Genomic DNA, 25,748 nt, shown 5'->3' with positions numbered 1-25,748 from the left:
TAATGTATGACATAAATAGCAGACTACGGACCTCGCATAAGGATAAAGTGCTGTGAAGAATCTCATTGCTGAGCTACTGGTAAAACTCGCCCAAAAGGAAGAAGAATCGAAGGAGCTGACGGCCCAGGTTGAGGCGCTGGAAGTGGTGGTGACCGCTCTGCTACGTCATATGGAGCAGGACGCCCAGCAGGCGCTCATCACCGATATTGAGCAGGCCATCGATGAGGCCAGCCCCGGCCCGCTGGTGGATGACCGCGATACCCAGCTACTGCAGCAATATATAAAGAAGCTGTTACGGCATCCTCGTAGTTAGTTTTGTGACAGGGTATGGATGCTGTCATTTTACTGTCACATCGCTTTTATACAGTCTCCCTCGTTTTGTTTTTTAAAGTAATTTTTACATGGAGACGATAAAAGTGAAATTAAGCGCCCTGTTTATTGCCCTGCTGCCTCTGCTGGGCTCCCCGATTATTCATGCAGAAACAACAACCGCACCGGTTCTGGAAAATCGTGCCGCGCAGGGCGATATCACCACGCCGGGCGGCGCGCGTCGTTTAAGCGGTGACCAGACCGAGGCGCTGCGCGCTTCGTTAATCAATAAACCGGCTAAAAATATTATTTTGCTGATTGGCGATGGAATGGGCGATTCTGAAATCACCGCCGCGCGAAATTATGCAGAAGGGGCGGGCGGCTTCTTTAAAGGCATTGACGCGCTGCCGCTGACCGGCCAGTACACCCATTATTCTCTGGATAAGAAAACCGGCAAGCCGGATTATGTCACCGACTCCGCCGCTTCCGCAACGGCCTGGGCCACCGGCGTGAAAAGCTATAACGGCGCGCTGGGCGTGGATATCCATGAAAAAGATCATCAGACCATCCTGGAGCTGGCGAAAGCGGCGGGTTTAGCCACCGGTAACGTCTCCACGGCCGAACTGCAGGACGCCACTCCCGCTGCGCTGGTGGCGCATGTGACGTCGCGTAAATGCTACGGCCCGAGCGTGACCAGCGAAAAATGCGCCAGCAACGCGCTGGAAAAGGGCGGTAAAGGTTCGATTACCGAACAGCTGCTGAACGCCCGTCCCGACGTAACCCTGGGCGGCGGCGCGAAAACCTTCGCGGAAAGCGCGACGGCCGGTGAATGGCAGGGCAAAACGCTGCACGATCAGGCGGTAGCCCGCGGCTACCAGATCGTCACCGACGCCAGCTCGCTGGCCGCCATTAGCCAGGCTAATCAGGACAAACCGCTGCTCGGTCTCTTCGCGGAAGGTAATATGCCGGTGCGTTGGGAAGGCCCAAAGGCGTCTTATCACGGCAATATCGATAAGGCGGCGGTGACCTGTACGCCGAACCCGAAACGCGATGCATCGGTGCCGACGCTGGCGCAGATGACCGAAAAAGCCATCGATCTGCTGAGCAGCAGTGAGAAGGGGTTCTTCCTGCAGGTGGAAGGCGCTTCTATCGATAAACAGGATCACGCGGCGAATCCGTGCGGTCAGATTGGCGAGACCGTCGATCTGGACGAAGCGGTACAGAAGGCGCTGGAATTTGCCAAAAAAGAGGGCAATACCCTGGTTATCGTCACCGCCGACCACGCTCACGCCAGCCAGATTATCCCGGCAGATACCAAAGCGCCGGGCCTGACGCAGGCGCTGAACACCAAAGATGGTTCGGTGATGGTGATGAGCTACGGCAACTCTGAAGAAGAGTCGATGGAACATACCGGCACCCAGCTGCGTATTGCCGCCTACGGGCCGCACGCGGCCAACGTGGTGGGTTTAACCGACCAGACCGATCTGTTCTACACCATGAAAGCCGCACTTAATCTGAAATAACCGGGCGCCGGTGATGAATTTTCGTTACCGGCTGGTTTTTTCTCCATCAGCGACCAGACTTACAGAGATCCACTCATAGAGGATGGTGCGATGAAAATAACATTACTTGTGACCCTACTTTTTGGCCTGGTATTTATGACAGCGGTGAGTGCCGCGGAAAAAGAGTTGACCCCTCAGCAGCAAAAGATGAGCGTCTGTAATAAAGAAGCGTCATCGAAGTCGCTGAAAGGGGATGAGCGTAAAACGTTTATGAGTAGCTGCCTGAAGAAAGATGGCGCCGCGCAGGACGGTAAGGGGCTAACGCCTCAGCAGCAGAAAATGCGCGAGTGTAACGCTCAGGCGACCCAGCAGTCCCTGAAAGGGGACGATCGCAGCAAATTTATGAGCGCCTGCCTGAAAAAACAGGTGTAAGAAATGGGCGGGTGAGGGAAACCTCACCCGCTATTCGCTATTGCAATCAGGAACGGCTCAGCTTCTCTGATTTCTCCATGCATTTCACCATCGCTTCGATGACGGCGGAACGGAAGCCTTTCTCTTCCAGCACGCGCACGGCTTCGATGGTGGTGCCGCCGGGCGAACACACCATATCCTTCAGCGTTCCCGGATGCTCGCCGCTTTCGAGTACCATTTTGGCCGAGCCCATCACCGCCTGCGCCGCGAATTTATAAGCTTGCGCGCGGGGCATTCCGCCAAGAACAGCGGCGTCGGCCATCGCTTCGATAAACATAAAGACGTAAGCCGGCGCGGAGCCGCTGACGCCGACCACCGGATGAATCATCGGCTCAGCAATGATTTCCGCCTGACCAAAGCAGCGGAATATGGTCAGGATCTCTGCGGTTTCTTCGGCGCTGACCAGCGCATTCGGCGTGACCGACGTCATCCCCGCGTTGACCAGCGAAGGCGTGTTGGGCATCGCGCGGACTATTTTGCGGTCATGGCCTAAGGCGCGCGCCAGCTGGTCGAGCGTCACGCCCGCGGCGATAGAAACCACCAGAGAGTCCTTATTCAGGCTGGAGGCGACGTCGCTGAGCACTTTTACCATCACGCCCGGCTTTACGGCGCCAAAAACGATATCCGCCACCTGAGCCACTTCCTGCGCGCTTTGCGCCGCATTAATGCCGTATTGGTCGTGCAGGGCCGCCACTTTATCCGGCGACGGGGTGTAGACCCAGATTTGACCCGGCTGCACCTGCCCGCTGGCGATCAGGCCGCCCAGGATGGCCTTGCCCATGTTGCCGCAGCCGATAAAGCCGATTTTCTTCTCCATCACCAATCCCCTTTGTTTGTTTTATCGTTAGCGATATAGCTTAACATCTTGTTGCTTTCGCGGAAGGCAAAAGCAGGCGACAATACGGCATCTCTTTTTCATCGACAGGAGCCGCAATGGCTATTTGGGTTGATGCGGACGCGTGTCCGAACGTCATTAAAGATATTTTGTTCCGCGCCGCCGAGCGCGCGCAAATCTCGCTGACGCTGGTTGCAAACCAGCCGCTGCGCGTCCCGCCGTCGCGCTTTATCCGCACGCTGCGCGTGGCGCAGGGGTTTGACGTGGCGGATAACGAAATCGTACGTTTATGCGAGCCGGGAGATCTGGTGATTACCGCCGATATCCCGCTGGCGGCGGAAGTGCTGGAGAAAGGCGGGGCGGCGCTGAATCCACGCGGTGAACGCTACAGCGAGGCGACCATTCGCGAGCGCCTGACGATGCGCGACTTTATGGAAACGATGCGGGCCAGCGGCGTGCAGACAGGCGGCCCGGATAGCTTATCCCAGCGCGATCGGCAGCAGTTTGCCGCCGCGCTGGAGAAATGGCTGTTAGACGTTAAGCGCCAGCAGGGTTAAACCCAGCTGTCGTCGTCGCTGCCGAAATCATCATTGCCGAAACCGGCGTCAAAGTCGGCGTCATAATCGTTGTTGTTGGCGAGAAACTGCCCGTCATCCTGGCGGAAGGTATCGTCAGCGACGCTATTATCCTGCGCCTGGCTGAGATCCGGCTGCGGTTTCTCTTCGATGATATTGACGATCTCCTGCGGATGCGAGCCGCTAAACATATTGGTCAACATGTTTCCCAGCACCACGCCGCCCGCGACGCCTGCCGCCGTTTGCAGCGCGCCGGCCATAAAACCGCCGCCGCTGCGCGACGCCTGAGGGGCATAGTTCTGCTGCTGCGCCTGCGGAGCATACTGAGGCTGGGCGCCAGCCTGCGGTCGGCCATACTGCTCGGCGCCAGGAATCGGGTCGGAACCGCGCGACTGACCGCCGCCAAACAGGCCTGAGAGAAACCCGCCGCTGCTCGGCTTCGCGGCCTGAAGCTGGGTGACCTGGCTCTCCAGCGCCTGAATACGGTCGTTGAGCTGTTTGATCGCCGCTTCCTGAATCAGAATCGTTTGCGCCATATAGTAAGGGGCGAACGGCTGCTCTTTAATGTGCCCGGCAATCCGCTCCTCAGCGCTGGCATCCCGTGATGCGCTGTGGCTCTCGGCCTCTTTTAATCGGGAAAACAGTCCATCGATAAGGCGTTGTTCTTCAGATTGCATACTACATACCTCTGTCATACTGATTGATTAGCTTCAGATTCGCTCCGAACCACGCATGTTGTAAATATGCGGCAGCGTAAAGCTGTGCGGAAATGTGTTACTGTTTACGCCAGACTGCGAACAAAAAATAACTTCTGTACAAAAGTAAAGCTGGCATAACACCAAATGCAATGATAAGTTTACATTAAATATCCTTTCTAATACTAAGGTGAAAGGGTCCGCAGATGGTGTGTAACGTTTATTTTACGATTTGCGTCGGGGAAGTTTGCGGTACCATTGTTTCTCTTTTCGCTTTCATTTATCCGCAAAATGCGGAACCAAGGGGTCTTCGGTAATGACACAGCTAATATTTCTTGTCGGGCCTCGCGGCTGCGGTAAAACGACCATCGGACACGCGCTGGCGAAAGCTCGCAGCTTTAAGTTCGCCGACACGGACCATGAGCTGCAGGAGCATGAGCAGCGCACGGTAGCGGCTATCGTCCAGCAGGAAGGCTGGGAACGCTTTCGTGCGCTGGAAACGCAGGCTTTAGAACGCGTCGCTCAACCCGCGACGATCATCGCCACCGGCGGCGGCATTATCCTCAGCGAATACAACCGACAGTTTATGCGGGAAAATGGCATCGTTATCTATCTCGAGGCCTCGGTTTCCGCACTGATTGACCGCCTTGAAGCCTATCCGAAGGCGGAACAGCGCCCGACGCTGACCGGAAAGCCCATCCGCGATGAAGTGGGTGAGGTGCTGGCGCAGAGGGAAGCGCTGTATCGCGCGGCCGCGCATCATATTATTAATGCGACCGCCACGCCGGATGAGGTCGTGGAACAGATTATGACCACCGTCTGCGGCGAAACCTATACCAGTTAAGACTTTGCCTGGGGTAAACGGATCGGCAGCGCCTATACTTTAAAGCTCTTAAGGTAAAAAAAGGAAACGCTATGCCGACCAGACCTCCATATCCAAGGGAAGCGCGTGTTGTCGCCGTTGAAAAGGGCCCGCAGGGCCAAACGGTCACCTGGTATGAACTGCGCGCCGATCACCCGACGCCAAACTCACTCATCAGCGAACATCCTACAGAACAGGAAGCGCTGGACGCCAAACGGCGTTACGAAGATCCTGATAAGTCTTAATTCCTCTTAAATGTCCGGGATTCGTTCTGAAAAGATCGCTACCGGACATGTATCACATTTTTAATCTATTAACGGTACTAATGATTACCTAAGGTACGGATTTTCAGGAGCGTTTTTGACGCTTCTGGAATCTTTACATTCCATATCAGCCGTAACCTGCTACGCTTCTCGACGGTTGCTTTGGGTCACCAGGGGGCAGAAGTTGTAAATAAAAGCCTGTTTTGAAACAGCGGTTGTGAAAAGGTAAACGATATGAGTAGTGCATCGATGGCAATCTTGACCATTGGGGTCGTACCCGTGGCGGAGATGCTGCCGCTTTTAACTGAACATATCAGGGAAGACGAGATCGCCCACATTAGCCTGCTCGGCAAAATGACGCGCGAAGACGTTATGCGGGACTACAGCATAGAGCCCGGCGAGGAGATGCTATTGACCTTGCTTAACGATAATCAAATTGCGCAGGTCTCACGGCAGAAGGTTGAGCGTGATTTACGTAGCGTCATTGCGATGCTCGATAAACAAAATTACGACCTTATTTTACTCATGAGCACTCATCCCTTTAGCGGATTTACGGCGAATAATGCGATCCTGCTTGAGCCGCAAAGAATTATTCCGCCGCTGGTTGCGTCGATTGTCGACGGCCATCAGGTGGGGGTGATTGTTCCGGTTGAAGAGATTTTGCCGCTGCAGCGGAATAAATGGCAGGTATTAGAAAATACTCCGTTTTACGCCATTTCCAATCCGGTGAGCGGCGGTAAAGAGGAGTTAATCGCTGCGGGCAGGGAGTTGATTGAACAGGGCGCAGACGTATTAATGCTGGATTGCCTTTGCTACCACCAGCAGCATCGCGACATATTACAAAAGGCGCTGGATATCCCGGTTCTGTTGTCAAATGTGCTGGTTTCACGGCTGGCGGCAGAACTATTAGTTTAACCTGATGTAACGCGTTAATTTTGCGTGACAGGGGCAAGGAGCGCCCCCTATATTGTGCCTTCAACACAAGATCATAAGGGCGAGTTTATGCTTCAAAGCAATGAATACTTTGACGGAAAAGTAAAATCTATCGGCTTCACCAGCAGCAGCACCGGTCGTGCGAGCGTGGGCGTGATGGCGGAAGGGGAATATACCTTTGGTACCGCGCAGCCGGAAGAGATGACCGTAGTCAGCGGCGCGCTGAACGTACTTCTGCCGGGAGAAACCGAGTGGAAAGTCTATGCCGCCGGGGAAGTATTCAACGTTCCGGGGAATAGCGAGTTTAATCTGCAGGTGGCTGAGCCGACGTCTTATCTGTGCCGCTACCTGTAATGTTCGTTTCCTTCCTGCGCTGGCAGGAAGGAATTCACGAGATTAACGCTGCGCTTCACCGCCTAACCCTTCCACCAGATTCTGAATCAGCGCGGCCAGCTCGCCGGTCATCAGAATAAAGTCCGCGTCAAAACGCTGGGCGAAATCTTCCCGATCGATATCTTCATTCCGATCGCGCAGTTCGTCGCAGAACTTCAGGCGTTTAATCGAACCATCATCGCACATTAAGAACTGAATGCGCTGCTGCCAGTCGAGCGCCAGCTTGGTGACGACCTTACCGGCTTCAATGTGCACGGCGATCTCGTCGCTCACCAGATCCTGTTTTTTCGCGCGGATCACGCCGCCGTCTTCCAGCATCGCTTTCAGCTCGGCTTCATCCAGCAGCTGGAAGCCCTGAGCCACGGTACCGGAACGCACCCACTCGGTCAGCGTCAGTTCGATCGGGGTTTCCAGCGCCAGCGGGACCACCGGCAGCGAGCCGAGGGTTTTACGCAGCAGCGCCAGCGTATCTTCCGCTTTTTTGGCGCTGGCGCAGTCCACCATGATCAACCCGTTGACGGTATCGATCCACATCATGGTCTGGCTGAAGCGGCTGAAGGCTCGCGGCAGCAGGGAATGCAGCACTTCATCCTTCAGAGAATCTTTTTCGGTTTTTTTCAGCTTACGGCCCTGCTCGGCTTCCAGCTTGAAGATCTTTGCTTCCAGCGCCTGTTTGATCACCGGAGACGGCAGGATCTTCTCTTCTTTACGCGCGCAGATAACGATCTGGCCGTTTGACGTATGCGTCAACGCGTCGCTGTGCGATCCCATCGGCGGTACCCAACCGGTTTTGGCCATATCCTGGCTGCCGCAAGGGGTGAAGGTCAGCTCGGCCAGCTGTTTTTCCATCTCCTCGGCGCGCAGGGAAATGTCGCGGCTGAGACGATAAACCATTAAATTTTTGAACCACAGCATGATAATTTCCACGGCTTAGTCGTTAAATCCAGCGGGCATGATAGCGAATTGTCGCTATGCTTGCATTGTTAATCGGGAGAGGAATTCACGGTGCGCATTGGCATTGATTTAGGCGGAACCAAAACGGAAGTCATCGCGCTGAGCGACCAGGGAGCGCAGCTATTTCGTCATCGCCTGCCTACGCCAGGGGGCGATTATCGCCAGACGATAGAGACGGTAGCCTCGCTGGTCGAGATGGCCGAGCAGGCTACCGGGCAGAGCGGCACGGTCGGCATCGGCATCCCCGGGTCGATTTCGCCCTATACCGGCGTGGTCAAAAACGCTAACTCAACCTGGCTCAACGGTCAGCCGTTTGATAAAGACCTTAGCCAGCGTCTGCAACGGGAAGTGCGTCTGGCCAACGATGCCAACTGCCTCGCGGTGTCGGAAGCGGTCGACGGCGCGGCGGCCGGGGCGCAAACGGTATTTGCGGTGATTATCGGCACCGGCTGCGGTTCAGGCGTGGCACTTAACGGACGCGCCCATATTGGCGGCAACGGTACAGCGGGCGAGTGGGGGCACAACCCGCTGCCGTGGATGGATGAAGATGAACTTCGCTATCGCGCTGAAGTACCGTGCTACTGCGGCAAGCAGGGCTGTATTGAAACCTTTATCTCCGGTACCGGCTTTGCGACCGATTACCGGCGGTTAAGCGGTCATTCGCTAAAAGGCAGCGAGATTATGCAGCGCGTGGGCGAGCGGGATCCGGTGGCGGAGCTGGCGCTGAGCCGCTATGAGATGCGGCTGGCGAAGTCGTTGGCGCACGTGATCAACATCCTCGACCCGGACGTTATTGTGCTTGGCGGCGGAATGAGCAACGTTGACCGGCTGTATCAGACGGTGCCGAATCTGCTAAAACCGTGGGTCTTTGGCGGCGAATGCGAGACGCCGATTCGCAAAGCGGTCCACGGCGATTCCAGCGGCGTACGCGGCGCCGCCTGGCTGTGGCCGCTGTAATCATCAACCGCTGCGCGGCCTGAACGGCGCAGCGGGTAGCGGTTGATTACCGCTCCGGGATCTCCTCCAGGCCGTAGTAAATCGACAATCCCCTTTTTTTGCCTTCCTCGATATCCAGGTCCGCTCCGCGGGATTCGCCCGGTATGCGCAAAATAGCGTCGCAGCGGCTAATTAAACGGTGAGCGACGGGGTAGAGATACTCTTCGCTAATCGCATCGCCAATTGCTTTGGAGCCCGCCGCTTTAGCAACGGGTAACGCCAGCCATTCGCCGACCACGGGAATATGCCCTTTCTGGTAAACGCGTAGCGCAACCTGGGCCATATTGTGCAGATTAGCCTCGATAAGTTCCGCGCGATTGTCGGTGCCGCTGCGTACCGGGCCGGCAATCAAAATAAGTAAGCTTTTCATGGTTAAGACCTTCTTAATGGGCCAGAGGGGATGGGACGATGCTGCCGGAGGCTGCTGCACGCCCGTCAGAAAAAGTCATGAATGCACGTTTTTGCACGAAATGATGTGATTAAGATACGAATCTCGTTTTTTTATGCATTATTTCGCCTGTTATTCATCGCTTAAGCAATGAATTTAAATTTATCATGCAAATTCGTGCAATATCAAGATTTATCGTGAATGCTGAGCCCGGGAAACGGCGCGACCTCTCCCGTGGGGGAGAGGCTTGAAGACAGGTGCGGAGGGAGAAAATTATTCGACGGCGAAAGCTTTATCGAGACGGCTATAGCCCAGCCCGTTGATTTTTTTAACTTTAATTTGCACAGGAATGCGCTCTTTCATCGCCTCAACGTGGCTGATGACGCCGATAATCTTGCCGCTGGCGTTGAGCGCGTCCAGCGCATCCAGCGCGGTATCCAGGGTTTCGCTGTCCAGCGTGCCGAAGCCCTCATCGAGAAACAGCGAGTCTATCCGCGTTTTATGGCTCACCAGGTCGGAGAGCGCCAGCGCCAGCGCGAGGCTCACGAGGAAGCTCTCGCCGCCAGAAAGCGTCCGGGTGTCGCGCACCGCGTCCGCCTGCCAGGTATCGACCACCTCCAGCTCCAGGGCGTCGCTGGCTTTGCGTTGCAGCAGATAGCGGCCGTGCAGGCGGTTAAGCTGGTGGTTGGCCAGCCATACCAGGTTATCCAGCGTCAGGCCTTGCGCAAACTTACGGAATTTGTCGCCCTCTCTGGAACCGATAAGCGCATTCAGCCATCCCCAGTCTTCCACTTCCTGCGCAGCGCGTTCCATCTGCTGGCGTAACGACTGCTGACGCTGCTGGTTTTCTGCATTCTGCTTCAGCTGCTGGCGAATCTCTCCCTGACGGGCGCTGTTTTCCCGCAGCAGCGTCGTCAGCTGCTGAAGCTGTTCCTGTACCCGCTCAAGAGGCTGGCTGATATCTGTTTCCGCCGGCGGCTGCTGGCGATGGCTATCCAGCGCCTCGCGGGCCCGCATCGCCAGCGCCTGATTCTGCTGTAGCGTACTTTCCAGCGTCTGCTTCAGGCGTTCAAGACGCTGGCGCGTCTCCTCATCGAGCAGCGCGGCGAGAAACGCCCGCTGGTCAGCGAACGGGCTGGCGGCCAGCGCCACGCTGAACTGCGCTTCGCTCTCTTTCAACTGAGCCTGCTGCTGGCTCTCCTGCTGCCCCAGGGTTTGCCACTGGCTCTGAAGCGCGAGACAGTCGTCGTGCACCTGGCGCCAGCCGTCCAGCGGCGCGGGTTCCGCCGCTAAGTCCGTTTCCGGCAAGGACTCCAGCAGCGGGGTCAGCTGCTGAAGCTGTTCCTGCAGGGCGATCAGTTCGTTCTGTTTGGCCTGCCAGCCGCGGGTCTCGTCTTCCCGCTGCGCCAGCCAGCCTGCGGCCTGCTCTGCTGCCGGTAAACTCAGCGCAAATGCGGCCAGTTCAGCCGCCAGCGCGGCGCTGCGCTGCGCTTGTTCCTGCTGGAGCTGCTGGAGCTGCTGCTGGCACTCCTGCTGCTGGGCCTGCCAGGCCAGACGCTGCTGATGCTGATACAGCCGCTGTTCATGCTCCTGCTGCGCGTTTAGCCAGCCGGGAATGTCATCCTTTGGCGTCAGATCGATATTTAATCCGGCGATCGTCGCCTGCCAGCGTGAGGTAAGCGCTTGCTCCTGCTGCAGAAGCGATGCTTTCTCGGTGGCCTCTTTTTGCTGCTGCTTAAGCAGGGCGTCCAGCTCGCCGCGCACCAGGGCGCCGGCCTCCGCCAGCTGTTTAACTTCGCGCTCAAGCGCATCGCGCCGCGCCTGATTTACGCCGGGAACCAGCGCCTGATACTCGGCGACGGCCGGATGCTGCGCGGAACCGCAGAGCGGACAGGGGGAACCGGGCTGCAGGCGGGCTCGCTCGGCCTCCAGGCCGGCAATGCGCGCTTCCATTTCGCACAGGGCTTTGACATCGCTAAACTGCTGATTCTTCTCTTTATAGGCCTGACGGCGCTGGGCCAGGGTGGTTTCCAGCCGCTCCTGCTCCTGCTTACTGGCCTGCCCGGCGGCATGAAGCTGTGATAATCGCTGGCTCAGCGGCTGCAGCTGGCCATGCAGGGCCGCGAGCTGCTGGCGCAGAGCGCGCGCCGCGGCGTGCTGCGCGAGGCCGGCGCTGACCTGCTCAGCATCCAGCGCCAGCCCGTCGGGCGGCAGTTCGCCCAGCCGGCGGCTGGTTTCCGCCAGACGCTGCTGCAGAGCGGCTTGCTGCTGCGTATCGCGGGCCTGCTGCTGGAAAGCGGCCCGCCAGCCCGCCAGCGCATTGCCCCATCGCTGGTAGCGGTCGTGCTCTTTTAGCCATGCGGCGAGCGTTTGCTGGTGGTTCTGCAGGCGTTCAGATTGCTGCCGGGCGGCGAGGCGAATCCCCGCCCGCAGCCGCAGTCGTTCATGTAAGCGAGTATTTACTTCTTCTCTCAGATTGCGGGTTTGCGCCAGCGCGGCGATTTGCTCCTGTTGACGCGTCCACTGCGGGCGTAGCTGCTCCGCGGGCTGGGCATTCAGCAATACGGTAAGCTGCGGTTGCGCCTGCTCCAGCGCAGCCTGCGCTTCGCGTAGCGCGGTTTGAGCCTGCCGATCTTCTGTTGTCAGCTCTGCGCCGCGTACCAGCCACTGACGGGCATTTTGCAGGCGGGTTTGTTCGCTAACCTGCTGTTTTTCTTCATCAGTAAGCGCTTGCAAACTTTGTTGGAGCACCTGCTGCTGTTCGTCGCTCAGCAGCAGCACGCCGGAGGCCTGGGCCTGAATTTTCTCCAGCTCGACGCGGGCCTGCTTATGCTTTTCAAAGACCTGTGCCGAAATCTGGCCGTAAATCTCGGTGCCGGTCAACTCCTCCAGCAGCTCGGCGCGTTCTTTCGGTTTCGCGTTCAGGAAGGCGGCGAACTGCCCCTGCGACAGCAGCATCGAGCGGGTGAAGCGGCCATAGTCCAGGCCGGTGAGCGAGGCGGTCAGTTCCAGCTTATCTTTGACCTTATCGGCGAGGATTTTGCCGTCCTCGCAGCGCGCCAGCTCGACGCGCGGAACCTGCAGGTTGCCGTCCGGCTGGTTTCGCGCCCGGTTCTGGCTCCAGAAGGCGCGGTAGGCGATGCCTTTTACCTCAAACTCCACTTCCGCCAGGCATTCGGCAGTGTCGCGGGTCATCAGATCGTTCTGCGATTGCGACACGCTGCTCAGGCGCGGGGTTTCGTGATACAGCGCCAGACAGATAGCATCCAGCAGGGTGGTTTTTCCGGCGCCGGTTGGCCCGGTAATCGCGAACAGTCCGTTGCTGGCGAAGGGCTCAGCGGTGAAATCAATTTTCCATTCGCCTTTGAGTGAATTGAGGTTTTTCAGGCGTAAGCTGAGTATTTTCACAGGCGATCCTCACCGTTCAGGCTATGCAGCGTTTCATTAAAGAGCTGTTCCAGGCGCTGCTGCTGCGTCGCTTCCAGCGTTTCCAGCGCCAGACGGCGGGCGAAGACGTCCTCCACCTGCAGTTCGCTGAGGGTCTCTCGCTGAGCGCCGGCCAGAATGCGATCGCGCTGGGCGCGGCTGCGGCGCACCAGCAGCACTTCTACCGGCAGCGTTTCGGTCTGCACCTGGATTTTACGTTGGATATCATGCATATATTCGTCGCTGGTGACTTCGATATCCAGCCACGCTGAGGGCTGCTGGTCGTTATTCTGCCATTGGTTTAGCTGTGCGCTAATGCTGGCGAAATCGCCCTTCAGGACCGCCAGCGGCTGGGTGACGGGGACGATAAGCGGCGTGACGTCCTTCAGGCAGCCGTTAGCGAAAGTGACCAGATTGACGCTCTTATTTTTCCCGGTTTCGTCAAAGCTCAGCGGGATGGGCGAACCGCTGTAGCGGATATGTTCGCAGCCGCCGACCACCTGCGCCCGGTGAATGTGGCCGAGGGCGATATAGTCTGCGGGCGGAAAGCGGTTCGCCGGGAAGGCGTCCAGCGTACCGATATAGATTTCGCGAACCGCCTCGCTTTTGCTGGCACCGACGGTGGTTAAATGGCCGCTGGCGATAATCGGCAGCGCCCGGTCGCCGCGCAGTTCGCAGGCCAGCTGGTACTGCTGCTGGTAGTAGTCGCTGATGGCGCTGAGCAGCAGCTGCTGCTTTTCGCCGCCAGAGTGCCCGGCCTGGCTGGTCACCAGCTCACGCGGGCGCAGGAACGGTACCGGACAAAAAATCGCCCCCGGCGTACCATCGCGCAGCGGCAGGATAAAAGGGGCGTGGCCGGCATTGGCCACCACCGTCGTATTCAGGAAGGCGAGAATGTCTCGCGACTCGTTGAGGGTGGCGACCGAATCGTGGTTTCCCGCCAGCACCACCAGCCGGCAGCGGGTCTGCTGCAGCTGAACGACAAAGCGGTTATACAGCTCGCGCGCGTAGCTCGGCGGTGAGCCGGTATCAAAAATATCGCCCGCAACAATAATGGCATCGACGTCATGCTCCTGCGCGCTGGCCAGCAGCCAGTCGAGAAACGCCTGATGTTCGGCGGCGCGACTTTTGCTGTAAAAATTTTGCCCAAGGTGCCAGTCAGAGGTGTGAAGGATGCGCATAGTTGTTCCCTGGAGAAAAAGCGTAAGCGGCATTATATACCCGTCATCCTTCAAGTTGCTTATGCGTTGGCTACGTCCAGCCACCTGGTTACCTGTACTTGTGGGGAGTGAAACCTGAATTATTGGGGGGGACAACGCCGCTCTTCGCTGAGTTAAGTCCGTGTCACAATTCGAAATCCGCGTTCATCTGGCGGTCATTTTTTTCATAAATCTGTCATAAATCTGACGCATAATGGCCGCGCACTTCTATACTGATGGCTAAAAAATACAGGGTAAATAATGGCGAGAAGAATTCTGGTCGTTGAAGATGAAGCTCCAATCCGCGAAATGGTTTGCTTTGTTCTGGAGCAAAACGGCTTTCAGCCCGTCGAGGCGGAAGATTTTGACAGCGCGGTCAATCAGCTCAATGAACCCTGGCCTGATTTGATCCTCCTTGACTGGATGCTGCCGGGCGGGTCGGGTCTGCAGTTTATTAAACAGCTCAAGCGTGAAGCGATGACCCGCGATATTCCGGTGGTGATGCTGACCGCCCGCGGCGAAGAGGAAGATCGCGTCCGCGGCCTGGAGACCGGCGCCGATGACTACATCACTAAGCCGTTTTCCCCGAAAGAGCTGGTGGCGCGAATTAAAGCCGTGATGCGGCGCATTTCGCCGATGGCGGTGGAGGAAGTGATTGAAATGCAGGGGCTGAGCCTCGACCCCTCTTCGCATCGCGTCATGACCGGCGAAAATCCGCTGGATATGGGGCCTACGGAGTTTAAATTACTCCACTTCTTCATGACGCACCCGGAGCGAGTCTATAGCCGCGAACAGCTGCTGAATCACGTCTGGGGAACCAACGTTTATGTCGAAGACAGAACGGTAGACGTGCATATTCGCCGTCTGCGCAAAGCGCTGGAACATAGCGGCCATGACCGGATGGTACAAACGGTTCGCGGTACGGGATATCGTTTCTCCGCCCGTTTCTGAATGCTGACAGGAGTGTGAACCGTGCTGGAACGGCTGTCATGGAAAAGGCTGGCGCTTGAGCTTTTCTTGTGTTGTATCCCGGCCCTGATCCTCGGGGCGTTTTTAGGTTACCTGCCGTGGTTTTTATTGGCGGCAGTGACCGGTCTTCTTGTCTGGCATTTCTGGAATCTGATGCGCCTGTCGTGGTGGCTGTGGGTTGATCGCAGCATGACGCCGCCGCCGGGCAGCGGCAGCTGGGAGCCGCTGCTTTACGGACTGCACCAGATGCAGATGCGTAATAAAAAGCGCCGCCGTGAGCTGGGAAGCCTGATTAAGCGCTTTCGCAGCGGGGCGGAGTCTCTGCCCGATGCGGTGGTGCTGACCACCGAAGAAGGGGTGATGTTCTGGTGCAACGGTCTGGCCCAGCAGATCCTGAATCTGCGCTGGCCTGACGATAACGGGCAGAACATCCTTAACCTCTTGCGCTACCCTGAATTTGCCAATTATCTGAAATACCGCGATTTTTCCAAACCGCTCAATCTGGTGCTGAATAACGGCCGTCATCTTGAAATTCGCGTGATGCCCTATAGCGATAAACAGCTGCTGATGGTGGCGCGCGATGTCACGCAGATGCACCAGCTGGAAGGGGCGCGGCGAAACTTTTTCGCCAACGTCAGCCACGAACTGCGCACGCCGTTGACGGTGCTGCAGGGGTATCTGGAGATGATGCAGGAGCAGGTGCTGGAAGGGGGAACGCGCGAAAAAGCGTTGCACACCATGCGTGAACAAACCCAGCGCATGGAAGGCCTGGTTAAGCAACTGCTGACGCTGTCGCGAATCGAAGCCGCGCCGGTACTGGCGATGAACGATAAAATCGATGTGCCGATGATGCTGCGCGTGGTCGAGCGCGAGGCGCAAACGCTAAGCCAGCAGAGGCAGGTGCTGCATTTTTCGGTCGATGAATCGCTGAAAGTACTGGGTAATGAAGAACAGCTGCGCAGCGCCATTTCCAACCTGGTCTATAACGCGGTCAACCATACGCCGCCGGGAACGGACATTACCGTAAGCTGGCAGCGCGCGCCGCACGGAGCGTTGTTCAGCGTCGAAGATAACGGGCCGGGCATCGCGCCGGAACATATTCCGCGTCTGACCGAGCGTTTCTACCGGGTGGATAAAGCGCGTTCAAGACAGACCGGCGGCAGCGGTCTGGGGCTGGCGATCGTCAAACACGCCGTCAGCCATCACGATAGCCGCCTCGAAATTGAGAGTACGCTGGGGAAAGGCACTCGCTTTAGCTTCCTGTTACCGGAACGTTTAATTGCCAAAAATTGAGCCCGAGCGGCCGGGTGTCAGAATAACTTGCCAATGACCAGCTTCGGCTGGTCATTTTCCTTTGCAGCGCAATCCCAGCTGCGTAATTAACGAACGCTCGCTGCTTTTTTGTTCGCATGATAAGCCAGATGTTTTCTATCCATCAGGTAAATAATTCTACACATCAAAATAGAGTCAGCATAATCATCTGCTTTTGCGATCCCTCCTTGCTTTAAAACGTTATAAGCGTTTAAATTGCCCCCCTACGGTCGCAGACAGACTGTTTTTGCGTGGTAATTCAAAAAACAATTCTTTTCCACGCCGCTTTGGGAGCATATCCCGCTGAGTTTACTGACAATGGCCGCTGTATCATCCCCAGGGGAAAGGCGCGGTATTAATCCGTTTTTACAACACCACATCCACAGGCTGTAATGAATTTATGACCCATCAGTTAAAATCTCGCGACATCATTGCGTTGGGCTTTATGACCTTCGCGCTGTTCGTCGGCGCAGGCAATATTATCTTTCCTCCGATGGTTGGCTTACAGGCCGGCGAGCACGTCTGGACCGCGGCTATTGGCTTTCTGATTACCGCTGTGGGTCTGCCGGTGCTAACGGTCGTGGCGCTGGCTAAGGTCGGCGGCGGCGTAGAGAGCCTGAGCACGCCGATTGGTAAAGTCGCCGGTATCCTGCTGGCGGTCGTCTGCTACCTGGCCGTTGGGCCGCTGTTCGCGACCCCGCGTACCGCGACCGTCTCTTTTGAAGTGGGGATTGCGCCGCTGACCGGCGACGGTCCGCTGCCGCTGCTGATTTATAGCGTTATCTATTTTGCGCTGGTGATCCTCGTTTCGCTCTATCCGGGCAAGCTGCTGGACACCGTGGGGAATTTCCTCGCGCCGCTGAAAATTATCGCCCTGATTATTCTCGCCGTGGCGGCAATCGTCTGGCCTGCCGGTCCGCTGAGCCACGCGATGGAAGCCTACCGTACCGCGCCGTTCTCTAACGGCTTCGTCAACGGCTATCTGACCATGGACACCCTCGGGGCAATGGTCTTCGGTATCGTGATTGTCAACGCTGCGCGTTCTCGCGGGGTGAGCGAAGCCCGCCTGCTGACCCGCTACACCGTCTGGGCTGGCCTGATGGCCGGCGTGGGCCTGACGCTGCTGTACCTGGCGCTGTTCCGTTTAGGTTCCGATAGCGGCGCGCTGGTGGAGCAGTCCGCTAACGGCGCGGCGATTCTGCATGCTTACGTCCAGCACACCTTTGGCGGCGCGGGAAGCTTCCTGCTGGCGGCGCTGATCTTTATCGCCTGTCTGGTGACGGCGGTGGGCCTGACCTGCGCCTGCGCGGAGTTCTTTGCCCAGTACCTGCCGTTCTCCTACCGTACGCTGGTGTTTATCCTCGGCCTGTTTTCGATGGCGGTCTCCAACCTCGGCCTGAGCCACCTGATTCAGATTTCGATTCCGGTGCTGACGGCTATCTATCCGCCGTGTATCGCACTGGTTGTATTAAGCTTTACCCGCGGTTGGTGGCATAATTCGTCCCGCGTTATCGCCCCGGCAATGTTTATCAGCCTGATGTTTGGTATCATTGACGGCATTAAAGCGTCGGCGTTTGCAGATATTATGCCGGCCTGGACCGCGCGTCTGCCGCTGGCGGAGCAGGGCCTGGCCTGGCTGATGCCAACCGCCGTTATGGTGGTGCTGGCGGTTATCTGGGATCGCGCAGCGGGACGTCAGGTGACATCCAGCGCGCACTAACCAACGCTTTACACAGGTGTTTAACCACGGGACTTCAGGTCCCGTGGTTTTTTGTTTTTTTGGTCACCCTCCTTTGTTCTTTGCCCCCGCGAAGGCCAGAGGAGAAAAACGGCATGGAACACGATGGAAAGTAGTAACAAGCTTAAGCGCGGGCTAAGTACCCGGCATATTCGCTTTATGGCGCTGGGGTCGGCAATCGGTACCGGCCTTTTCTATGGTTCGGCTGACGCGATTAAAATGGCGGGTCCGAGCGTTCTGTTGGCTTATATTATCGGCGGCGTCGCGGCCTACATTATTATGCGCGCGCTGGGCGAGATGTCGGTGCATAACCCGGCCGCCAGTTCATTCTCGCGCTACGCGCAGGATTATCTTGGCCCGCTGGCGGGCTATATCACCGGCTGGACCTACTGTTTCGAAATTCTGATTGTCGCCATCGCCGACGTCACGGCCTTCGGTATCTATATGGGCGTCTGGTTCCCGGCGGTACCGCACTGGATCTGGGTACTCAGCGTGGTGCTGATTATCTGCGCCGTCAACCTGATGAGCGTGAAGGTCTTCGGCGAGCTGGAGTTCTGGTTCTCCTTCTTCAAAGTCGCCACGATTATCATCATGATCCTCGCCGGTTTCGGCATCATCATCTGGGGTATTGGCAACGGCGGGCAGCCGACGGGTATCCACAACCTCTGGAGTAACGGCGGTTTCTTCAGCAACGGCTGGCTGGGGATGGTGATGTCGCTGCAGATGGTAATGTTCGCCTATGGTGGGATCGAAATCATCGGTATCACCGCCGGCGAAGCGAAAGATCCGGAGAAATCCATTCCGCGCGCCATTAACTCGGTGCCGATGCGTATCCTGGTGTTTTACGTCGGGACGCTGTTTGTGATTATGTCTATCTATCCGTGGAACCAGGTGGGGACCAACGGCAGCCCGTTCGTACTGACCTTCCAGCATCTCGGCATCACCTTTGCCGCCAGCATCCTGAACTTTGTGGTGCTGACCGCTTCGCTGTCGGCGATTAACTCCGACGTCTTTGGCGTGGGGCGTATGCTGCACGGCATGGCGGAACAGGGCAGCGCGCCAAAGATGTTCGCGAAAACCTCCCGTCGCGGGGTGCCGTGGGTGACGGTGACGGTGATGACGATTGCCCTGCTGTTCGCGGTCTATCTTAACTACATTATGCCGGAGAACGTCTTCCTGGTGATCGCCTCGCTGGCGACCTTCGCCACCGTCTGGGTGTGGATTATGATCCTGCTGTCGCAGATCGCCTTCCGTCGCCGCCTGCCGCCGGAAGAGGCAAAGGCGCTGAAGTTCAGGGTGCCTGGCGGGGTCGCGACCACGGTGATTGGCCTGCTGTTCCTGGTCTTTATTATCGGTCTGATCGGCTACCATCCTGATACCCGCATCTCGCTGTACGTTGGCTTTGCGTGGATTCTCCTGCTGCTGATTGGCTGGCAGTTTAAAACTCGCCGCGAGCGAAAACTGGCGAAAGCCTAGTCATTTTCGTTCTCTTCTTGCCGGATACGCACGGGCTATCCGGCAAGCTATCCCTCCACCCCCGCCATCCTCCCCCAATAATTCTGCCGATGATGAGTCATACGCCAGTACGCTGTGGCAAGGTGTGCCCATTCTGCAAAGAGAGGAATAATGATGTTGAAGGCATGGCACCTCCCGGTTGCTCCGTTTATTAAGGAACAGCAGGAACGACTGATTATTACGCTATGGTTAAGCGGCGACGATCTGCCGCCGCGGGTCACGCTGCGCGCGGAAGAGGATAACGAAGAGCTGTCGCTGCCGATGCACCGCCTGCGGCAGGAGCCGCATCCGGGCGTGGTGGCGTGGCGCGGGGAAATCAGCCTCGTCAATGGGCAGCCGCGTCGGCGTTACAGCTTCAAGCTGCTGTGGGCCGATCGCCAGCTGTGGTTCACGCCGCAGGGGTTCAACCGCTTTCCGCCGGCGAGGCTGGAGCAGTTTGCGGTCGATCTGCCGGACAGCGGACCGCAGTGGGTGGCCGATCAGGTGTTTTATCAAATTTTCCCTGACCGTTTTGCCCGCAGCCAGTCCCGCGAAGCGGAGCAGGATGTGACTTACTACCACCACGCCGCCGGTCACGATATTGTGCGTAAAGCGTGGGATGAACCGCTAACCGCCGAGGCGGGTGGCTCCACCTTTTACGGCGGCGATCTTGATGGTATCAGCGAGAAGCTGCTGTATCTGAAGCAGCTTGGCGTCACGGCGCTGTATCTCAACCCGGTGTTTGTCGCCCCCAGCGTGCATAAATATGATACCGAGGATTACCGCCGCGTTGATCCGCAGTTTGGCGGCGATGCGGCGCTGCTGCGCCTGCGTCACAACACGCAAAAAGAGGGGATGCGTCTGATCCTCGATGGCGTGTTCAACCATAGCGGCGATTCGCATGCCTGGTTCGACCGCCACCAGCGCGGTAGCGGCGGCGCCTGCCATAACGCCGATTCGCCGTGGCGCGACTGGTATAATTTTTCCCCCGAGGGCGTTGCCCACGACTGGCTGGGATACGCCAGCCTGCCGAAGCTGGACTACCGGTCGTCGACGCTGATCGATGAAATCTATGGCGGGGAAGATAGTATCGTGCGCCACTGGCTGAAAGCGCCATGGAGCATGGACGGCTGGCGCCTGGACGTGGTGCATATGCTGGGCGAAGAGGGCGGAGCGCGCAATAACCTGCGCCATATCGCCGGCATTACCCAGGCGGCGAAGCTGGAGCGGCCGGACGCTTTCGTGTTCGGTGAGCATTTCGGCGACGCGCGCCAGTGGCTACAGGCCGACGTTGAAGACTCGGCGATGAACTACCGCGGCTTTACCTTTCCGCTGTGGGGCTTTCTCGCGAACACCGATATCTCCTACGATCCGCAGAAAATCGATGCGCAGACCTGTATGGCGTGGATGGATAACTATCGCGCCGGACTGTCGCACCAGCAGCAGCTGAGGATGTTTAACCAGCTCGATAGCCACGATACCGCGCGCTTTAAGTCTCTGCTGGGTAAAGATGTCGCGCGCCTGCCGCTGGCGGTGGTGTGGCTATTTAGCTGGCCGGGCGTGCCGTGCATTTACTACGGCGATGAAGTGGGCGTGGACGGCAATAACGATCCGTTCTGCCGTAAGCCGTTCCCGTGGGATCCGGCTTTGCAGGATAGCGCTCTGCTCGAACTGTACAAGCGGATGAGCAAGCTGCGTAAGGCCAATCAGGCGCTGCGCTACGGCGGCTGTCAGGTGATTTATGCCGAAGATAACGTGGTGGTGTTCGTGCGCGTCTATAAACAGCAGCGCGTGCTGGTGGCGATCAACCGCGGCGAAGCCTGCGAGGTGGTGGTGGAGAATTCGCCGCTGCTCGACGTTAACGGCTGGCAGCTGAAAGAGGGCGCCGGGGCGCTACACGACGGCGTGCTGACGCTACCGGCGATCTCCGCCAGCGTCTGGTTTAGCCGCTAGTCGTAGAGCTGGCCCAGGCTTTCACTTTGCAAAATGGCCTCGCGCCACCAGCGCTGGGCCAGCCCGTCGTTGCCGCTGCGCCAGGCCATATAGGTGATATCTTTCTCGCGGCAGGAGATGACGGCCTTTTCGACCAGCTCGCCTTTTTCCAGCCACGGCCGGGCAATATGGCGCGGTAAAAAGCCGCAGCCCAGCCCGGCGCGCAAGAGTTCGACTTTACTGGCGAAATCATCGACGCGGATTTGCGGCTGCTCGTCGAGCAGGTTGCTGTTGAGCGGATGGCAGTAGCGGGCGCTGTCGCTGATAACCACCGCGCGATGCAGGCTGAGCTGCTTGTTGGTCAGCGGTTGGGTTGTTTCCGCCAGCGGATGCCCCGGCGCGATGACGAAAATATTGTCCATGGCGCCGAGCATTTTCCACGACCATTCGGCGGAGGTCGGCGGTTCATTGATAGCCCCGAGAATAATATCTGCGCCGTTGTGGGTGAGCTCTTCCCACGAGCCCGCAAGGGTATGGTGGGTAAAGTTAAGGCGGGTTTGCGGGTGCTGGGCGTAGAACGCGTCGATCAGCGGCAGCAGCGCGCTAAACGGGAAAGAGTCATCCAGGGCGATAGCCAGATCCCGTTCCCAACCGGCGCTGAGCTGTACCGCCTGCTTTTCCAGATCTTTGGCGGCATTCAGCAGCAATCGGCCTTTCTCCAGCATCATTCTGCCGGTATCGGTAAATTTCGCCCGGTGTCCGGAGCGATCCAGCAGGGTGATATTCAGATCGTTTTCCAGCTTTTGAATCATGTAGCTCAACGCGGCAGGAGTTTTAAATAGCGATTCTGCGGCGGTGGCAAAAGAGCCATGTTTGTCCAGCGCGTCGAGAATCAACAGGACATCAAGGTTCAGGCGCATGCGTCAGCTTCCGGTAAAAAAAGAGTGCCCCCGTTTTACCGGAGCATCCTGTTCAATTCCAGTGAATAATTTAGAACGGTTAACCGTAAAAATTTGATAAACATAATTTCGCGCATCTTGTAATGGTTAATTGAATAACCATAACTTTTCGCTTTTGAAATAAATCAGAAAAAAATCTTTAATAACTCGTTAGAAATTACTGACTATACTCATCATGCTTTATCAGTCAGGATCCAGACAGCACAACGGAAACGGTAGTATCTTTTTAACTCATTGATTAACAGGATATGTTATGTCTATTCGTGAACTGATCGATCCCTCAAACTCAGCGCTTATTTTTATTGACCACCAGCCGCAAATGTCTTTTGGCGTGGCCAATATTGACCGTCAGACCCTGAAAAATAATACGGTGGCATTAGCCAAAGCGGGCAAAATTTTTAATGTTCCGGTGATTTATACTTCCGTAGAAACTAAAAGCTTCAGCGGTTATATCTGGCCGGAACTGCTGGCCGTGCATCCTGATGTGAAACCTATTGAACGTACCTCGATGAACTCCTGGGAAGACGCGGCTTTTGTTGAAGCGGTAAAGGCGACCGGACGCAAGAAACTGATTATTTCCGCACTGTGGACGGAAGTCTGCCTGACCTTCCCGGCGCTGATGGCGCTGGACGCAGGCTATGAAGTTTACGTGGTGACCGATACCTCCGGCGGCACCTCGGTTGATGCCCACGAACGCTCAATTGACCGTATGGTGCAGGCCGGCGCGGTGCCGGTGACCTGGCAGCAGGTGCTGCTTGAGTACCAGCGCGACTGGTCGCGTAAAGAGACCTATGACGCGGTGATGGACCTGGTGCGCGAACACAGCGGTGCCTACGGGATGGGCGTGGATTACGCTTATACCATGGTGCACGGCGCGCCAGAGCGTAAAGCTTAAATACACTTCATCCTTCAAGCTGCCTCTTTGTTGGCTTCGTTTGCCCGCCCCGGTCACTGACTCATGTCAGCTCCCGGGGACGAACAACCTTGCCGCCTCGACGCAGCGTGAATGATTTTGTGTATGGTCATGTATAGCGAATGGCGGCGGACAACCCGCCATTCCCTGAAGCAAGGAACTCTTAATGGCGCAACAGAAATCGGTGACCCTGGTGATCAGCCATGTGCTCGACCCGGAGCATGGCCAGCGGTATGAAGCGTGGCTGGGCAAAATTATGCCGATTGCGGCAGAGTTTCCCGGCCATCTTGGCGCAAACGTCATTCGTCCGGCCCCCGGGCAGAATTTATGGAGCGTGATTATTCGCTTCGACACCATTGAGCATCTTTATGCCTGGACCCAGTCTGAGACCCGTCGCCAGCTGGTGGCGGAAATCGCGCCGCTGCTAAGCGAAGGCGATCGTACCGAAGTCCGGACTGAACCGGCTTTCTGGTTTACGCCGCCCGCGGCGAACGTGCGCCAGCCGCGACGCTGGAAGCAATTTTTAATCACCCTGCTGGTGATTTTCCCCAGTACGAATCTGGTGCCGTCAATAACCGGAATACTGTTGCCCTCGCTGAAGGGAAGCCTGTTGCTGCATCTGATCAATGATGCCTGTGTGGTCGCGCTGGTGGTCTGGTTATGGATGCCCATCGTGACCCGTCTGTTTGCTGGCTGGTTAAAGAAAAACTGAGCCAGCCTCCTGAAGGAGTGCGTTATGTCGCAAACTGCCACACTGATCCTGACCCACGGTCGGGTTCATACTCTCGATCGTCAACATCCCCTGGCCGATGCGGTGGCGATCGCTGACGGTAAAATTCTCGCCGCCGGTAGCCACGATCGGATCATGAGCTTTGCCGCGGACGGGACGCAAATTATCGATCTTAAAGGCCATACGGTGATCCCCGGCCTGAACGACTCCCATCTGCACTTGATCCGCGGCGGTCTGAACTACAATCTGGAGCTTCGCTGGGAGGGGGTTCCCTCGCTGGCGGACGCGCTGCGGATGCTAAAAGATCAGGCCGACCGTACGCCGTCGCCGCAGTGGGTGCGGGTGGTCGGCGGCTGGAGCGAATTCCAGTTCGCTGAACGGCGGATGCCGACGCTGGAAGAGCTTAACGATGCGGCGCCGGATACGCCGGTATTTGTCCTGCATCTGTACGATCGCGCATTGCTAAACCGCGCGGCGCTGAAGGCGGTGGGCTACACCAAAGAGACCCCGGATCCGGCGGGCGGCGAGATCGTTCGCGACGGTAACGGCAACCCGACCGGGATGCTGATCGCCAAACCCAATGCGATGATCCTCTACTCGACGCTGGCCAAAGGGCCGAAGCTGCCGCTGGAACTTCAGGTCAACTCAACGCGACAGTTTATGCGCGAGCTTAATCGTCTGGGGCTGACCAGCGCTATTGATGCCGGGGGCGGTTTCCAGAACTACCCGGAAGATTATGAAATTATTGAACAGCTGCACGCCAAAGGGCAGATGACCGTACGTATCGCCTATAACCTGTTTACCCAGCGGCCTAAGCAGGAGCTGGAAGATTTTGAGCGCTGGACCGATATGCTCAAGCCGGGACAGGGCACCGATTTTTACCGCGCCAACGGCGCCGGGGAGATGCTGGTTTTCTCGGCGGCGGATTTCGAAGACTTCCTCCAGCCGCGTCCGGATCTGCCGGAAGGGATGGAAGATGAACTGGAGCGGGTGGTGCGCCATCTGGTTGAACACCGCTGGCCGTTCCGCCTGCATGCCACCTATGATGAATCCATCAGCCGGATGCTCGATGTCTTCGAGAAAGTGAATCGCGATATTCCGTTCAACGGGCTGCACTGGTTCTTCGATCATGCGGAAACTATCACCGAGCGCAATATCGAACGCGTTAAAGCGCTGGGCGGCGGCATTGCCGTGCAGCACCGTATGGCTTTCCAGGGCGAATATTTTGTTGACCGCTACGGTAAAGATGCGGTCAAACATACGCCGCCGGTCGCGAAAATGCTCGAGCTGGAGGTTCCGGTGGGTCTGGGGACGGATGCCACCCGCGTGGCGAGCTACAATCCGTGGACCGCGCTTTACTGGCTGGTATCAGGGCGTACCGTTGGTGGGATGGCGATGTACGACGACAGCAACCGCCTGCCGCGCGACGTGGCGCTGGAGCTGTGGACGGCGGGAAGCGCGTGGTTTTCCAGCGAGCAGGGCAAGAAAGGGCGCATTGAGCAAGGCCAGCTTGCTGACCTGGTGGTGCTATCGAAAGACTATTTCAGCGTCGCGGAAGAGGAAATTAAGGGGATCGAGTCGGTGCTGACGGTGGTGGACGGCAAGGTGGTGTACGCAGCGGGACACTTTTCGCCGCTGGCGCCGCCGCCCATTCCGGTGCTGCCCGAGTGGTCGCCGGTGGTGAAAGTTCCGGGCCATTACCGTTCCGCGCCGCCGACGGCCGCGAAAATCGGCGCGATAGTTCAGATGCACCAGTGCTGCGGCAGCTGCGGCGTACACGGGCATCAGCATGATATTGCGCGCAAATCGGCGATTCCGGTTGCCGATGAGCAGGCGTTCTGGGGCGTACTCGGCTGCTCCTGCTTTGCTTTTTAGCGCGACGGGCGCTTATTAGTACCGGT

General features: G+C 57.4%; 24 protein-coding genes. 17 read left to right on the top strand and 7 right to left on the bottom strand.

From position 1 onward, the window contains the following. Positions 1–52: 52 nt before the first annotated feature. From iraP to psiF, 3 genes are all read left to right on the top strand, one after another. The gene (iraP, locus tag HMPREF1144_RS18400; protein ID WP_004848155.1) at positions 53–313 is read left to right on the top strand and encodes an anti-adapter protein IraP; all 261 of its coding nucleotides are present in this window, start codon (positions 53–55) and stop codon (positions 311–313) included. An 88-nt stretch (positions 314–401) separates the two neighbouring features. Continuing rightward, positions 402–1,832 carry an alkaline phosphatase gene (gene phoA, locus HMPREF1144_RS18395; protein ID WP_009653561.1) on the top strand — a complete coding sequence of 477 codons (1,431 nt, stop codon included), beginning with the start codon at positions 402–404 and terminating at the stop codon, positions 1,830–1,832. Between the two features lie 90 nt (positions 1,833–1,922). Next, positions 1,923–2,243 carry a phosphate starvation-inducible protein PsiF gene (psiF, locus tag HMPREF1144_RS18390; RefSeq protein WP_004132478.1) on the top strand — a complete coding sequence of 107 codons (321 nt, stop codon included), beginning with the start codon at positions 1,923–1,925 and terminating at the stop codon, positions 2,241–2,243. A gap of 46 nt (positions 2,244–2,289) precedes the next feature. Here psiF and proC read toward each other — a convergent pair whose 3' ends face one another. Next, positions 2,290–3,099 carry a pyrroline-5-carboxylate reductase gene (gene proC / locus HMPREF1144_RS18385; RefSeq protein WP_004848157.1) on the bottom strand — a complete coding sequence of 270 codons (810 nt, stop codon included), beginning with the start codon at positions 3,097–3,099 and terminating at the stop codon, positions 2,290–2,292. Between the two features lie 116 nt (positions 3,100–3,215). Between proC and HMPREF1144_RS18380 the strand changes: the two genes are divergently transcribed. Beyond that, complete coding sequence (locus tag HMPREF1144_RS18380; RefSeq protein ID WP_009653579.1) at positions 3,216–3,674, top strand: YaiI/YqxD family protein; 459 nt, start codon at positions 3,216–3,218, stop codon at positions 3,672–3,674. Here HMPREF1144_RS18380 and HMPREF1144_RS18375 read toward each other — a convergent pair. Continuing rightward, complete coding sequence (locus tag HMPREF1144_RS18375; RefSeq protein ID WP_004848162.1) at positions 3,671–4,369, bottom strand: DUF2076 domain-containing protein; 699 nt, start codon at positions 4,367–4,369, stop codon at positions 3,671–3,673. The genes HMPREF1144_RS18380 and HMPREF1144_RS18375 overlap by 4 nt on opposite strands. 334 nt (positions 4,370–4,703) lie before the next feature. Between HMPREF1144_RS18375 and aroL the strand changes: the two genes are divergently transcribed. The 4 genes from aroL (at position 4,704) to ppnP (ending at position 6,799) form a co-directional block, all read left to right on the top strand. Continuing rightward, positions 4,704–5,231, top strand: a complete 528-nt coding sequence (gene aroL, locus HMPREF1144_RS18370; protein ID WP_004848163.1) for a shikimate kinase AroL — start codon at positions 4,704–4,706, stop codon at positions 5,229–5,231. 71 nt (positions 5,232–5,302) lie between these two features. Further along, positions 5,303–5,494 (top strand): YaiA family protein, encoded by a 192-nt coding sequence (locus tag HMPREF1144_RS18365; RefSeq protein ID WP_004129622.1) that lies wholly within the window; start codon positions 5,303–5,305, stop codon positions 5,492–5,494. Positions 5,495–5,746: 252 nt separating this feature from the next. Next, the gene (locus HMPREF1144_RS18360; protein WP_172618914.1) at positions 5,747–6,427 is read left to right on the top strand and encodes an AroM family protein; all 681 of its coding nucleotides are present in this window, start codon (positions 5,747–5,749) and stop codon (positions 6,425–6,427) included. Between the two features lie 87 nt (positions 6,428–6,514). After that, positions 6,515–6,799: a pyrimidine/purine nucleoside phosphorylase gene (gene ppnP, locus HMPREF1144_RS18355; RefSeq protein WP_004099395.1), complete on the top strand. Its 285-nt coding sequence runs from the start codon at positions 6,515–6,517 to the stop codon at positions 6,797–6,799. A 42-nt stretch (positions 6,800–6,841) separates the two neighbouring features. On the opposite strand, the gene rdgC is transcribed toward ppnP, so the two are convergent. Next, the gene (gene rdgC / locus HMPREF1144_RS18350; RefSeq protein ID WP_009653554.1) at positions 6,842–7,753 is read right to left on the bottom strand and encodes a recombination-associated protein RdgC; all 912 of its coding nucleotides are present in this window, start codon (positions 7,751–7,753) and stop codon (positions 6,842–6,844) included. Positions 7,754–7,843: 90 nt separating this feature from the next. Here rdgC and mak point away from each other — a divergent pair, with 90 nt between their 5' ends. Then, complete coding sequence (gene mak, locus HMPREF1144_RS18345) at positions 7,844–8,749, top strand: fructokinase (protein ID WP_009653558.1); 906 nt, start codon at positions 7,844–7,846, stop codon at positions 8,747–8,749. Positions 8,750–8,795: 46 nt separating this feature from the next. Here the strand turns inward: mak and HMPREF1144_RS18340 are convergent, their stop codons facing one another. The 3 genes from HMPREF1144_RS18340 to sbcD form a co-directional block, all read right to left on the bottom strand. Continuing rightward, complete coding sequence (locus tag HMPREF1144_RS18340) at positions 8,796–9,158, bottom strand: NUDIX hydrolase (protein WP_009653596.1); 363 nt, start codon at positions 9,156–9,158, stop codon at positions 8,796–8,798. A 291-nt stretch (positions 9,159–9,449) separates the two neighbouring features. After that, entirely contained in the window at positions 9,450–12,584 is a 3,135-nt protein-coding gene (gene sbcC / locus HMPREF1144_RS18335) for an exonuclease subunit SbcC (protein WP_009653581.1), read from the bottom strand. After that, complete coding sequence (sbcD, locus tag HMPREF1144_RS18330; RefSeq protein ID WP_009653551.1) at positions 12,581–13,783, bottom strand: exonuclease subunit SbcD; 1,203 nt, start codon at positions 13,781–13,783, stop codon at positions 12,581–12,583. Before sbcD ends, sbcC begins: the two co-directional genes overlap by 4 nt. A 279-nt stretch (positions 13,784–14,062) precedes the next feature. On the opposite strand from sbcD, the gene phoB reads away from it, so the two are divergent. From phoB to malZ, 5 genes are all read left to right on the top strand, one after another. Further along, positions 14,063–14,752, top strand: coding sequence for a phosphate response regulator transcription factor PhoB (gene phoB / locus HMPREF1144_RS18325; protein WP_004099401.1), 690 nt, complete (start codon positions 14,063–14,065; stop codon positions 14,750–14,752). Between the two features lie 21 nt (positions 14,753–14,773). Continuing rightward, positions 14,774–16,063: a phosphate regulon sensor histidine kinase PhoR gene (gene phoR, locus HMPREF1144_RS18320; protein ID WP_004848171.1), complete on the top strand. Its 1,290-nt coding sequence runs from the start codon at positions 14,774–14,776 to the stop codon at positions 16,061–16,063. Between the two features lie 418 nt (positions 16,064–16,481). After that, on the top strand, positions 16,482–17,801 hold the full coding sequence (gene brnQ, locus HMPREF1144_RS18315; protein ID WP_004848173.1) for a branched-chain amino acid transporter carrier protein BrnQ: 1,320 nt from the start codon (positions 16,482–16,484) through the stop codon (positions 17,799–17,801). A 123-nt stretch (positions 17,802–17,924) separates the two neighbouring features. After that, on the top strand, positions 17,925–19,295 hold the full coding sequence (gene proY, locus HMPREF1144_RS18310) for a proline-specific permease ProY (protein WP_004848174.1): 1,371 nt from the start codon (positions 17,925–17,927) through the stop codon (positions 19,293–19,295). Positions 19,296–19,448: 153 nt separating this feature from the next. Next, complete coding sequence (gene malZ, locus HMPREF1144_RS18305) at positions 19,449–21,266, top strand: maltodextrin glucosidase (protein ID WP_009653562.1); 1,818 nt, start codon at positions 19,449–19,451, stop codon at positions 21,264–21,266. Here the strand turns inward: malZ and HMPREF1144_RS18300 are convergent. Then, complete coding sequence (locus HMPREF1144_RS18300; protein ID WP_004129645.1) at positions 21,263–22,165, bottom strand: LysR family transcriptional regulator; 903 nt, start codon at positions 22,163–22,165, stop codon at positions 21,263–21,265. The genes malZ and HMPREF1144_RS18300 overlap by 4 nt on opposite strands. A gap of 292 nt (positions 22,166–22,457) precedes the next feature. Between HMPREF1144_RS18300 and HMPREF1144_RS18295 the strand changes: the two genes are divergently transcribed. From HMPREF1144_RS18295 to HMPREF1144_RS18285, 3 genes are all read left to right on the top strand, one after another. Next, on the top strand, positions 22,458–23,099 hold the full coding sequence (locus HMPREF1144_RS18295) for a hydrolase (RefSeq protein ID WP_004848179.1): 642 nt from the start codon (positions 22,458–22,460) through the stop codon (positions 23,097–23,099). Positions 23,100–23,283: 184 nt separating this feature from the next. Then, positions 23,284–23,829 (top strand): antibiotic biosynthesis monooxygenase, encoded by a 546-nt coding sequence (locus HMPREF1144_RS18290; RefSeq protein ID WP_004848181.1) that lies wholly within the window; start codon positions 23,284–23,286, stop codon positions 23,827–23,829. A gap of 24 nt (positions 23,830–23,853) precedes the next feature. Then, the gene (locus HMPREF1144_RS18285; protein ID WP_004848182.1) at positions 23,854–25,722 is read left to right on the top strand and encodes an amidohydrolase; all 1,869 of its coding nucleotides are present in this window, start codon (positions 23,854–23,856) and stop codon (positions 25,720–25,722) included. Positions 25,723–25,748: the final 26 nt, after the last annotated feature.

This window comes from Klebsiella sp. OBRC7 (genome assembly GCF_000293135.1).
Classification (GTDB): Bacteria; Pseudomonadota; Gammaproteobacteria; order Enterobacterales; family Enterobacteriaceae; genus Klebsiella; species Klebsiella michiganensis.
This window is presented reverse-complemented; position numbering and strand designations above follow the sequence as displayed.